The organism is Aerococcus sp. HMSC062A02 (assembly GCF_001809535.1).
In the GTDB taxonomy this organism is placed as follows: Bacteria; Bacillota; Bacilli; order Lactobacillales; family Aerococcaceae; genus Aerococcus.
In genome coordinates this window covers 63,794-75,312 of sequence record NZ_KV797928.1, presented here as the reverse complement: position 1 = coordinate 75,312, position 11,519 = coordinate 63,794, and the positions used below count along the sequence as shown (strand labels likewise).

Annotated in this window: 11 protein-coding genes; 2 read left to right on the top strand and 9 right to left on the bottom strand. The window is 47.5% G+C overall.

Annotated features, from left to right (window positions below; genetic code table 11):
- A partial coding sequence (locus HMPREF2626_RS10215) for a hypothetical protein (RefSeq protein ID WP_210382798.1) occupies positions 1-184 on the top strand: 184 nt, incomplete at its 5' end.
- Here HMPREF2626_RS10215 and rpsI read toward each other — a convergent pair.
- From rpsI to HMPREF2626_RS05685, 4 genes are all read right to left on the bottom strand, one after another.
- Entirely contained in the window at positions 181-573 is a 393-nt protein-coding gene (rpsI, locus tag HMPREF2626_RS05700; RefSeq protein WP_070618589.1) for a 30S ribosomal protein S9, read from the bottom strand. The genes HMPREF2626_RS10215 and rpsI overlap by 4 nt on opposite strands.
- 14 nt (positions 574-587) lie before the next feature.
- Complete coding sequence (gene rplM / locus HMPREF2626_RS05695; protein WP_070618587.1) at positions 588-1,031, bottom strand: 50S ribosomal protein L13; 444 nt, start codon at positions 1,029-1,031, stop codon at positions 588-590.
- A 490-nt stretch (positions 1,032-1,521) separates the two neighbouring features.
- On the bottom strand, positions 1,522-2,349 hold the full coding sequence (gene fghA / locus HMPREF2626_RS05690; RefSeq protein WP_070618584.1) for an S-formylglutathione hydrolase: 828 nt from the start codon (positions 2,347-2,349) through the stop codon (positions 1,522-1,524).
- 11 nt (positions 2,350-2,360) lie between these two features.
- On the bottom strand, positions 2,361-3,464 hold the full coding sequence (locus tag HMPREF2626_RS05685) for an alcohol dehydrogenase catalytic domain-containing protein (RefSeq protein WP_070618581.1): 1,104 nt from the start codon (positions 3,462-3,464) through the stop codon (positions 2,361-2,363).
- A 396-nt stretch (positions 3,465-3,860) separates the two neighbouring features.
- On the opposite strand from HMPREF2626_RS05685, the gene HMPREF2626_RS05680 reads away from it, so the two are divergent.
- The gene (locus HMPREF2626_RS05680) at positions 3,861-5,213 is read left to right on the top strand and encodes an FAD-dependent oxidoreductase (RefSeq protein ID WP_070618578.1); all 1,353 of its coding nucleotides are present in this window, start codon (positions 3,861-3,863) and stop codon (positions 5,211-5,213) included.
- 274 nt (positions 5,214-5,487) lie between these two features.
- On the opposite strand, the gene truA is transcribed toward HMPREF2626_RS05680, so the two are convergent.
- The 5 genes from truA to HMPREF2626_RS05655 all read right to left on the bottom strand — a co-directional run bounded on the left by truA (position 5,488) and on the right by HMPREF2626_RS05655 (position 10,924).
- Positions 5,488-6,303: a tRNA pseudouridine(38-40) synthase TruA gene (gene truA / locus HMPREF2626_RS05675; protein ID WP_070618575.1), complete on the bottom strand. Its 816-nt coding sequence runs from the start codon at positions 6,301-6,303 to the stop codon at positions 5,488-5,490.
- A gap of 11 nt (positions 6,304-6,314) precedes the next feature.
- Positions 6,315-7,109, bottom strand: coding sequence for an energy-coupling factor transporter transmembrane component T family protein (locus tag HMPREF2626_RS05670; RefSeq protein ID WP_070618572.1), 795 nt, complete (start codon positions 7,107-7,109; stop codon positions 6,315-6,317).
- A complete protein-coding gene (locus HMPREF2626_RS05665) occupies positions 7,099-7,977 on the bottom strand; it encodes an energy-coupling factor ABC transporter ATP-binding protein (RefSeq protein ID WP_070618570.1) in 879 nt (292 codons plus the stop codon). The genes HMPREF2626_RS05670 and HMPREF2626_RS05665 overlap by 11 nt, the downstream gene beginning before the upstream one ends.
- Entirely contained in the window at positions 7,953-8,795 is an 843-nt protein-coding gene (locus HMPREF2626_RS05660; RefSeq protein ID WP_070618567.1) for an energy-coupling factor ABC transporter ATP-binding protein, read from the bottom strand. The genes HMPREF2626_RS05665 and HMPREF2626_RS05660 overlap by 25 nt, the downstream gene beginning before the upstream one ends.
- A gap of 185 nt (positions 8,796-8,980) precedes the next feature.
- Positions 8,981-10,924: an acyltransferase family protein gene (locus tag HMPREF2626_RS05655; RefSeq protein ID WP_083294363.1), complete on the bottom strand. Its 1,944-nt coding sequence runs from the start codon at positions 10,922-10,924 to the stop codon at positions 8,981-8,983.
- Positions 10,925-11,519 lie beyond the last annotated feature (595 nt).

Genomic DNA, 11,519 nt, shown 5'->3' with positions numbered 1-11,519 from the left:
AAGGACCAAATTCAAAAGCGGAACGGATGCTCACCAGCGGAACGGATGCTCACCAATACAATTTTATACAAAAAAATTCATCCAACCTTTTGTCCTATTTTATCAAATTTATAAGCTAAAGCAAGCACAAAAAAGCACCTGCCATGGGCAAGTGCTGGAAAAGTTCTTGGTCGCCAATTCTTAACGTTTTGAGAATTGAGGCGCTTTACGAGCTTTCTTAAGACCTGGTTTCTTACGTTCTTTCATACGTGGGTCACGTGTGAGCAAGCCAGCGTCTTTTAATGGTTTACGGAAGTCTGGATCAACTTGCAGTAAGGCACGGGCGATACCGTGACGAGCTGCACCTGATTGACCAGCGTAACCGCCGCCGTTAACGTTGATGTATACATCATATTGACCTTCAGTTTGAGTAACTGCTAAAGGTTGTTTAACGATAACGAATAGTGATGCGTATGGAAGGTAGTCTTCCATTTCTTTGCCATTGAAGACGATCTTCCCATTACCAGGTACTAAGCGTACACGGGCAGATGAGTTCTTACGACGTCCAGTTGCTTGATATTGTGCTTGTGCCACTAGCTGTTCCCTCCTTAAATTAAGTCCTTGATGTCTACAGTTTCAGGTTGTTGTGCTTGGTGTGGATGTTCCGCGCCAGCATACACATGTAAGTGTGTGAATTGTTGACGACCTAATTTGTTCTTAGGAAGCATGCCTTTAACTGATAATTCAATTAAACGTTCAGGTTTTTCCTCACGTAAAGTCCCTGCAGTTGTTTCGTAGATACCACCTGGGTAACCTGAGTGGTGGTAGTATTTCTTATCAGATGCTTTTTTACCAGTTAATTTAACTTTTTCAGCATTGATGATAATGACTTGGTCACCAGTGTCTACGTTAGGGGTGAAAGTTGCTTTGTTTTTACCGCGCAGCATGGATGCTGCAACTGTTGAAAGACGACCTAATGGAATATCTGTTGCGTCTAAGATAACCCATTGGCGTTCAACTTCGTTAGCTTTTGCCATATATGTTGTACGCATTATCTACTTTTCCTCCGTTTTTCTTGACTGATTGTTGCAATTCACAATTGATTTCCGGGGCAATCGTGGGGCAAACAATACCGTTTAATATCATACCTTATCCGCCAATAGAAGTCAATCCCTAAGCTTAATTTTATTTGGAAATCTTGTTATAATATCAGTAAGGAGGTGCCCCATGAAAAAAAGCAATGCTCTAGCCTTCCTCGTCGAAGGCATCCCAATCCTGACCCTTACCGGCCTAGTTCTCTCCCATCTTTTCCGCAAGAAAGATAAGAAGTCGTCTGCAAAATAATGCACCATAAACGAAAAGAAACTGGAAACAAGGCCCAGTTTCTTTTTTTCGTCAACTTTAAACGCTATTGCCCACACCCTCCAGTTAGGCTCGAAAAGGCAGAAAAGGAGTGACTTCGGTAAAAGGGAACGACCGGCTAAAGCCGTTCTTATCCCTTTTACCTCCAGTCATCCTTTTCTAACCGCCTTTGCTCACACCCTATAGGTGGTCAGCATGGAATTTCAAATGGTCTCCGATAAAGGTCGAAATGGTGTAATAGGAATGGTCATAGCCTTCTTCCTTTTGATAGCGGACCGGATAGTTAGCGACTTCTGCTGCTTCTAGGAAGGCACTTTCGTCCAATTGCTCAGGGTAAAATTCGTCTGCTGTGCCTTGGCTAATGAAGATAGGAATTTCATCTTTAGCTTCCTTAACCAAGTGGACAGGATCCCACTCAGCCCAAGTACTTTCGTCAGGTCCGAGATAGGCAGTGAAGGCCTTGCGACCCCAGGGGACCTGAGTCGGATTTGAAATGGGTGCAAAGGCCGAGATGCTCTGGAAGCGATGGGGATTTTTCACTCCCATCACCAAAGCGCCGTAACCGCCCATGGAATGCCCCATGATGGCTTGTTGGCTAGAACCATGGGGGAGGCAGTTTTCAACGAGCTCAGCGAGCTCTTCCAATAGATAATCATACATCTGATAGTGGCTAGCCCAAGGTTCCTGGCTGGCATTGAGATAGAAACCTGCGCCTTGGCCTAGGTCATAGGCCTCATCATCGGCGGCTTCTGATCCGCGTGGGGAGGTATCGGGAATTAAGACTGCTAATCCCAAGTCTGCTGCATAGCGCTGGAAGCCCGACTTGGTGGAGAAGTTCTGGTCATCACAGGTCAGCCCCGACAAGAACCAGACCAGGGGCACTGGACGGTCTTGGGATTCTTTTGGCAGAAAGAGGCTAAAGACCATCTCACAGCCAAGGACCTTGGACACATGCTTGTAGCGGACCTGGTCTCCGCCAAAAATTTTCTTACTTTCAATTAATTCCATGGTTAAACCTCCTAGAAAGTCAGAATATCTCGCAGGGATTCACCGTTCTCTTGCCATTCGATGGCTTGTTCAATATCGTCAAAGGCAATGCGGTGGCTGATGAAGGGCTTGAGGTCAATGCCACCCTCAGAGTATTCTTCCACTAATTCGCTGAGTCCCGTACGTCCGGTGACGCCACCAAAGGAAGTTCCTAGCCAAGTCCGACCGGTAATCAATTGGAAGGGACGGGTTGAGATCTTGTCATTGCCGGCAGCTACGCCCATAATAACACTTTCTCCCCAGCCCTTGTGCGTGGCTTCTAGACCAGCATTCATCACGTCGGTATTGCCCACACAAACAAAGCTGAAGTCAACCCCGCCATCGGTCAATTCGATAATTTCTTCCTGGACAGGGCGGTCCAATTCGCTCGAATTAATGAAGTCCGTCGCCCCGAAGTCGCGGGCTACTTCTTCTTTGTTAGAATCGATATCGACTGCAATAATACGTTCGGCTTGTGATCGCTTGAGTTCTTGGATGGCAGCTAGACCCAGCGTCCCGATACCAAAGACAGCCGCACTTGCCTTCTCATAAACGGCAGCATCATTGCGGACAGCCCCAATCCCGGTTGTTACCCCACAGCCCAAGAGACAGACTTCATCCATGGGCACTTCGGGATCAATCTTGGTCAAGGCAATCTCAGGCAGGACGGTATATTCACTGAAAGTGGAGGTCCCCATGAAATGATAGATGGGCTTACCCTCATAAGAGAAGCGCGGCCTTCCATCGGGCATCACGCCTTGGCCTTGGGTTTCACTAATGGCTGAGCAGAAGTTCAAGCCTTTCTGACAATAGTCACATTTCCCACATTCTGGCTTCCAGAGAGGGATCACATGGTCGCCCACTTCAACACTCTCAACGCCATCCCCAACTTTTACCACTTCACCCGCAGCCTCATGCCCCAAGATACAAGGGAAAATAGCCGATGGGTCATCACCTGATAAGCTATAAATATCCGTATGACAAACCGAAGTGTAGGCAATCTTAACCATTACCTCACCTGGATGCGGATCCTCAACATCTACTTCAACCATTCTTAAATCATTAGGCCCAAAAGCCACTGCTGCTTTACTTTTCATGCTATCCCTCTTTCTGTTATCGCTTGCTAATTTGCACCACTATTACTGATTCTATCATGACATAAAGCCGCCCAAACTACAATTAAAAGCCCTTTCATTATCCCTTCACTTGCCTCTCGCAAAAAGAACATTTATTGTTTATAAACTGCCCAGAAACAATTAGTTTATTATTAGAAAAAGACCTTATCAAAATACATCACTCCCTGATTGACTGCGCTTTCATCATTATATCGAAAGCTTATTGATCTTGTTTAAAGTTAATGACAATTTTATTAATAGAACAATTATTGTTTTTAGATTAAGTGTTATTAGTTTGTGAAATCGCTGTCAACGTGTATAATAAGATTGTGAAAGAGTTAGTAATAGATTTAACTTTAATATAAAGGAGAATGCCAGATGAAAGTAATTGTAATTGGCTGTACCCATGCCGGAACTGCTGCAGTAACAACCATGTTAAACGAGAACGAGGACATCGATGTTACGATTTATGAACGGAACGATAATGTCTCCTTCCTCTCATGCGGGATCGCCCTCTATGTTGGTGGTGTCGTTAAGGATGTTGACGGCCTCTTCTACTCTAGCCCCGATGCCTTAGCTGAACTCGGCGCCAATGTGAAGATGGAACACGATGTCTTAGAACTCGATCAAGCCAACAAGAAAGTCCAAGTCAAAGACTTGAAAACAGGCGAAGTCTTTGAAGATAGCTATGACAAGTTAGTGCTTTCTTCAGGTTCTTGGCCAATTATTCCTCCAATTGATGGCTTGGATCTTGACAATGTTCTTCTCTGCAAGAACTTTAACCATGCCCAAGAAATTATTGCTAAGAAGAACGATAAGAAACGGATAGCTGTTGTTGGTGGGGGCTATATCGGGATTGAACTTGTTGAAGCCTTCGCTGAAACTGGCAAGGAAGTTGTCCTGATCGACGGCATGCCTCACCCACTGAGCAAGTATCTCGATAGCGAAATGACCGATATCTTAGAAGAAACCATCCAAGAACATGGGGTTGAAATGCACATGTCTGAATTTGCGGATGGCTTTGTTGGAGATGAGAATGGGGCTGTCAAAGCTGTTCGGACCAACAAGGGCGAGTATGAATGCGACATGGCTATCCTCTGTGTCGGTTTCAAACCTAACAATGAACTCTTCGGCGACCTCAAGACCTTCGATAACGGTGCTTTAATCGTCGATGACTTCATGCATACCTCTGACCCAGATATTTACGCTTGTGGCGACTCTTGCGCCGTGAACTACAACCCTAATGATGGCCATGCCTACATTCCATTGGCTACCAATGCCGTTCGTATGGGGAACCTAGTTGGTAAAAATATTAAAGAAGACCGCGTTAAATACCGTGGTACCCAATCCACTTCTGGTCTGAAACTCTTCGGCTGGAACATTGGCTCGACAGGGGTTAACGACGGCTCTGCTGAATCATTCGGCCTAGACACTCGTTCTGTCTATGTCAAAGACTTTTATCGTCCCGAATTCATGCCAACTAATGAAGTCGTTCATATGAAACTTGTTTACGAAGTAGGCACTGGTCGGATCGTTGGGGGCCAATTAATGTCCAAGTATGACATTACCCAATCTGCCAACACCCTCTCCTTGGCCATCCAAAACCATATGACCATTGAGGATTTAGCCTATGTCGACTTCCTCTTCCAACCTCACTTTGACCGCCCATGGCACTATCTCAACATCCTAGCCCAAGCGGCCCTAGACCAAGAAGCTAAGTTAGCTGAATAATTCACAGGATAAGAAAAAATTCCCAGTCCATCTGTGACTGGGAATTTTTTTGCCTTCAATAGCTGATTTAGGCCCATAAAACATGATACTAAGCAGAGATCGTCATAAAGAGCATGGCCGTCGCAAAGACCCAAAAGAAGAGGCCAATGCCAATAAAGAGCAAGTACCACTTATTGCGCGACCGTTTGTATAAATAAAAGGACGATCCTACCAATAAGAGCGACACCACAATGCCAAGAAAAATAACAACTAACAGAACAAACGCCTCCTCTTCCTATGCATCAAAATCTGCTTCCTTCTTAAAGTTCAACCACTGGGCAGTCTTTTGAGCCCGGTCTTCTGCTGATAAATAGAAAACTTCATCCAAGTAGAGGCCATGAGCGGCTGCAGTGGGTCCTGCTTCATTGCGGTCTCGAACTTCAAGCAAACGGGGCATCTCCTCAATCGGCTTGAGCCCGTCACCAATTTGGAGCAGGGTGCCCACCAAAATACGGACCATATTGTACAAGAAACCATCCCCCTCGAAGAGGAAGTAATAGCTAGAGGGGGCTGCTCCCGGGTGTACTTCTGCCCGGTAAATGGTCCGCACAAAATTCGTCTTATCGGTATGGGTCGAACAAAAGCTTTCAAAATCATGCTGCCCCTTAATATAACTAAGAGCCTGGGCCATACGGTCAAGATCCGTTTGATAGGGATGGTGGAGGGCATAGTGGCGCTTGAAAGGGGACATGAAAGGCCCCCCTTCCACCCGGTAGATGTAGCGCTTGCCCGAGGTGTGGTAGCGAGCGTGGAAAGTGTCTTCCACCGCTTCAACCTTCTGGATACAGATACTATCGTCACAGATACTGTTCAGGGCACGCAGGAGCGCCTCTTCAGCTATCGGCGCCGGGTAATCGAAGTGGACCACCTGACCATAAGCATGGACCCCAGAATCTGTCCGTCCAGAGCCATGGACATTAATCGTCTGGCCCTTGGTCATCAGTTTTAAAGCCCGCTGCAGTTCCCCCTGGATACTAGGTCCATTGGGTTGCACTTGAAAGCCAACATAGGGACTGCCATCATAGGCCAAAGTCAGCTTGTAACGTTGCAAAAAATCCCTCCTTAATCTTTGAGTAAAAGAAGTCCTAGGCAGACCAGACCTACCACGACAAGCGATAGCGTATCTCGGCCCTGCCAGGTCAATTCCCGGTACTTGGTCCGCCCTTCTGCCCCGCGATATCCCCGTGCCTCCATAGCCGTGGCCAGGTCATAGGCCCGGTTAAAGGCATTGACAAAGAGCGGGATTAAGATTGGAATAAAGGCTTTCACCCGTTCGAAGATATTGCCTTCATTGAAGTCTACGCCCCGTGCACGCTGGGCGTTCATAATTTTATCCGTCTCATCAATTAAAGTCGGAACGAAGCGCAGAGCGATAGAGAGCATAAGCGCCATTTCGTGGACAGGTAAGATCTTACGGAAAGGTGAAAATAAACTTTCAAGGGCATCGGTTATGGCTAAGGGTTGGGTGGTCAGGGTGAGCAAGGTCGAAATAAAGATAATCAGGACGAAGCGCAAGAAGATAAAGGCCGCATTCATCAAGCCGTCCTTTGTCAACACTAGGAAGCCCCACTGCCAGATAACTTCCCCGGTCCGGGTGAAGAAGAGCTGCAAGATCACCGTAAAGAGAATCAAGACTACCATGGGCCGCAAGCCCTTGATAAAGACTGACAGGGAAATGTTCGTCAAAGCCACCATAAACATGACAAAGGCAAATAAGAGAGCATAGGACCAGACATTATTGGCAAAGAAAATAAAGATTAGGAGAAGAACCATAGCAATCAACTTAGCACGCGGGTCTAAGTAGTGGATGAAGGAATCCCCCGGTAGGTAACGTCCTAGGATAAATTTATCCTTCATTGGAGTCTAACCCCCTTCCTAAATCTGCCAGGATAGCATCAGCTAAGTGGTCCACTGTCAGAGCTGTCCCGCTTAAGGGCCTGCCCGTTTGAGCTTCATAAGTCCGGGCAAAGTGCAGGCTATCTGGCAAGTCCAACTGGTGCTGGTGGAGCCAGTCAGGATCCTGAAAGATTTCTTCAGGACGGCCTGAGCGTATACAAGTGCCTCCCTCCATGACAATGACATGGTTGGCATACTTGGCCACGTCATTCATATGGTGGGAGACCAAAACCACTGTCAAGCCCTTGTCCTGGTAGAGCTGGTAGAACATTTCCAGCATTTCTTTTTGGCCTTTAGGGTCCAGACCAGCAGTCGGCTCATCCAAGACAAGCACTTCCGGTTGCATGGCGAGGATCCCGGCAATAGCCACCCGGCGCATCTGACCGCCTGATAATTCAAAGGGGGACCGGTCATGGAGCTCAGGAGCTATGCCTACCAAATCTAAGGCTTCAAAGGCTCGTTCCCGTGCCTCTTCTTCGCTGGCACCATAGTTCTTAGGCCCGAACATAACATCGGCTAAAAGGGTTTCTTCAAAGAGTTGGGATTCCGGAAATTGAAAGACCATGCCGACTTTTGCTCGCAAGTCCTTCAAGCCTTTGCCCTTGCTTTCTGAGTTCAGAACAAAATTGCCCAAACGAACCTCCCCAGAGCTGGGAAGGAGCAAGGCATTGAGGTGTTGAATTACTGTCGATTTACCAGAACCTGTATGGCCCACCAAGGCTGTAAAGCTCTTATCTGGGATAGTTAAGGTCACATCGTGCAGGGCCTGCATCTCAAAGGCTGTTCCTGCACCATAAGCAAAGCCTACCTGGTCGAATTCAATTTGCATAGATAGTCCACCAACCCTTCTTCCGTTAAATAAGCTTCTGGCATGTCAAGTCCCCGTGCCTGGAGGGCCTCCTTTAATTGTTCTGCAAAGGGAACGTCCAAACCCATCTCTACCAGGGCCTGGCCCTCCTTAAAGATTTCTTCTGGGCGGCCCTTTTTGACAATTTGCCCCTGGTTCACGACAAAGATTTGGTCTGCCATAGCAGCTTCATTGAGGTCGTGAGTAATGGATAGGACCGTCATCTCCTGGCTCTCCTTAATGTCCTGCATCAAAGAGACGACCTCATGCCGGCCTTCTGGGTCTAGCATGGCCGTCGCTTCATCCAAGATAATAACTTCTGGTTGTAAGGCGAGGACGCCCGCAATGGCCACTCGCTGCTTCTGTCCGCCAGATAGGCTAGAAGGCTCCCGGTCCTTGTACTGACTCATATTGACCTGGTCTAAGGCCCGATTGACCCGTTCAACCATTTCGCTTCTAGGAATGCCCGCATTCTCCAAAGCAAAGGCCACATCGTCTTCTACTGTCGCCCCAACAAACTGATTATCCGGATTCTGGAAAACAAAACCAACCTTTTGGCGGATCTCCCACACTGTCTCTTCGGAAAGTTCTTGACCGTCCACATAAATATGGCCGGATTGGGCCTCCAAGAGCCCATCGATGAGCTTAGCCAGAGTCGATTTTCCTGACCCATTATGGCCAATAATGGCTAGCCAGTCCCCTCGTTTAATCTCAAAGGATACCCCCTGGATGGTGGGCCTCTCTTGGTCTTCTTGATAGGCAAAGATTAAGTCCTCGACACGAACGATCGTATCTTCCATAGCTGCCTCCTTAATTAAAAGGACCCTACCGCAAGTCCGGCAGAGTCCATTATTCTTTGTTTAATCAGTTGAGTTGCCAAACCGCCTCTAAAGGCTGAATGGTCAACCCTGCCACATATTAAGGTGATACTTACAGTTTACGCTAAAATGCTTAAGACTGCAATCATAAACTTATGAAGCGAGGGTCAATCTTGGCTCTTCTTTTCCTGGTCTTCAGGAAGTTCTTGGTGCTCCGATTCATAGATAGCCCGGGTCACAAAGGCCACCCACTGCTTACGTCCTTCATCATTGAAGTGGACACCATCGTCGCCTAGCCAGCTCGGTGCGGCCTCCTGACTATTGAAGTAAGCATTCCAATCCAGGTAGTGAACCTTATCCCCTAATTGATCAGCGGCGGTCTTGAGATTGGCATTCACCTCGTCGCGCCAAGGCCGGTTAACATGGGTATTGACCAAATAAATGGTTCGATCCTTGCCGATCTGTTCCACCATATCAACAATTTGCTGGCTAGAGAAGCCGCCATTGGCTCCCAAGTTAATAACTACTGGATTAAAGAGGGCCTGGTTGGCTTTAAGCTGTTCAATCACCGGCGCAATGGCATAGACTTGCCGGCCCACTTCCGCACTGATATAGGAATTAGGATAAGTAATCGACAGCATTTCAGAAGCACCTAAGAGCAAGGAATCACCGATAAAAGTTGCCTGGAGGTTATGGGCCATCTGCACCTGTTCTTTAGGAAGAGAGGAGAGGAAGCCCTGTTGGTCGGCTGGCAATTGGTCGATATAGGCTTTAATTTCTTCTTCGCTGGCCGGATCTGACACATTACCCTGGGCGATGGCTTGGTTTTGCTTCTTCAACGCTGCCTTTTGCTCTTCAGCCTGGCGGATCTGGTCGGCCGTTTCATGTTCAATCGGTGCTAGGGCGAGCGCGACCCCAGTCCCCACTAACATCGCGAGATAGGCCCAGAAGGCAATCCGACTAGCTAGTGACGTTTCAGAAGATAAGGCAGCTCTAAAGCCTGATTTTAACTGGAGGGGGACTCCCTTAGGCCGGTTGAAGATGGGAACGTAGGCCTTCCGATGAACCACCACAATATGGGTCAGCGCCCCGAGGAATATAATAAGAGCCAGCTGCCAAGCAATCGAGGAGACGAAGAAGTTAGACGACTTGGGTGCTGAACGGAAGATAATGAAGACAGGATAGTAGAAGAGATACATCCCATAAGTCATCTGCCCCAACCAAGATAGGGGACGGAAGCGTAAGAGCTTGGCGATTAAGTTGCCTGGCAGGGTTAAGAGAACCATAAAAGCAAGCACTAAGAGGTCAAAAACAAACATCCCCCCGTAATAGGTCAGACTCCATGAATCCGTTAAATAGCGCATCATGAAGAAAATGAGGCCCCCGATTCCCAAGGTCAAGAGCGAAGTCAACCAAGTGGCCCCCTTCTTGATGATCTGACGGAATTTATCCGTCTGCATCATTGTTCCAGCTGCGGCCCCTAGTGCAAAGCTGAAGAGCCGGGTATCCGTCCCATAGTAGACGCGACTCGGGTCCTTGCCTGGATCAAAAAGTACCGCCATCAGTATGGCACTCAGAACAGCTAGGATGAGGTAGAAGCAGGAAGCCCCTTTAGCAGACTTTAAATAGGGCCTGATCAAACGAACCAGGGCCGGCCATAAGAATAGGAACTGGGCATACATGCTCAAGTACCAGAGATGGGTAAAGATCGAGGGGTGGGCGAAATCCGCAAAATACGAGCCCCCTGCTAGGATCTGCGACCAGTTATTGACAAAGACCAAGCTGGAGAAGAACATACGCGGTAGGTTGGTCAAAAGGTCAAAACGGAAGACCAAGAGATAGCAGGTCCCCACCACCAGGACGAAGAGCATGGGCCGGAAGAGTCGCCCCAGTCGCCTGAAAAAAGTCGACCAAAAGTGTGGGAATTCTCCCGTCATCTGATATCCCCTCTCCAGCCGTCCACTAATTAAGAAAGCTGAGAGGATAAAGAAGATATCTACAGCTAAAAAGCCCCCTGGTAGGAGGTGTTTTGTATAATGATAGAAAATAATAGCCAGCATCGACAGAAAGCGTAGGCTATCAAAGGGTCTAAAATATTTACGTTTGGACAAAGTTGCCCCTCCTCATCGATAATAATCCAATAATAGCACTAAAGCGCCTGACTGTCTTCAAAATCCCAGATTATTTTCCTTAATTTTATAAATAAGCGACCATCTAGACTTATTACACATTCAAGTTCGCTTAAAAAAGCGGCAGGCGTATCGACTTCCCATCCAAATCGGACTAAGACACTGCAAGCTACACTTAGGGGACTTAACTGTGGCCTCCTCCCCATTAAGCCACATTAGCCCTTCTCAATTGTGGCTTAGAACTTAGTCACCCACATTTGCAGTAATTGATTGTGGGTTGACAAGAATTAACACCCACTGCTAAGCCTTAATTGTGGCTCCACATTGATTAAGCCACACTCCTCATGCTTAATTGTGGCTTGGGAGAGAGTATAGACAAGAACTAGTTGCTCTTGTACTCCCGCTAGCCTTCACACCCTGTGTAGTTGAGTTCGACTTGGCAGGCTTGGAGTGATGTCACAAGTAAGGAACGAGCGAATTCTTCGCTCTTATCCTTACTTGCTCCAATCATCCAAGCCTAAGCGCTAAGTCTCACACCCTGTCTAGTCGGGTTCGCAAGAGCAGCTTTTGAGTGCTT

Bases quoted from the DNA above. Each gene is read 5' to 3' on its own strand.
- rplM (WP_070618587.1), bottom strand. From the start codon at position 1,031: ATGCGTACAACATATATGGCAAAAGCTAACGAAGTTGAACGCCAATGG.
- fghA (WP_070618584.1), bottom strand. From the start codon at position 2,349: ATGGAATTAATTGAAAGTAAGAAAATTTTTGGCGGAGACCAGGTCCGC.
- HMPREF2626_RS05685 (WP_070618581.1), bottom strand. From the start codon at position 3,464: ATGAAAAGTAAAGCAGCAGTGGCTTTTGGGCCTAATGATTTAAGAATG.
- HMPREF2626_RS05680 (WP_070618578.1), top strand. From the start codon at position 3,861: ATGAAAGTAATTGTAATTGGCTGTACCCATGCCGGAACTGCTGCAGTA.
- HMPREF2626_RS05670 (WP_070618572.1), bottom strand. From the start codon at position 7,109: ATGAAGGATAAATTTATCCTAGGACGTTACCTACCGGGGGATTCCTTC.
- HMPREF2626_RS05665 (WP_070618570.1), bottom strand. From the start codon at position 7,977: ATGCAAATTGAATTCGACCAGGTAGGCTTTGCTTATGGTGCAGGAACA.
- HMPREF2626_RS05660 (WP_070618567.1), bottom strand. From the start codon at position 8,795: ATGGAAGATACGATCGTTCGTGTCGAGGACTTAATCTTTGCCTATCAA.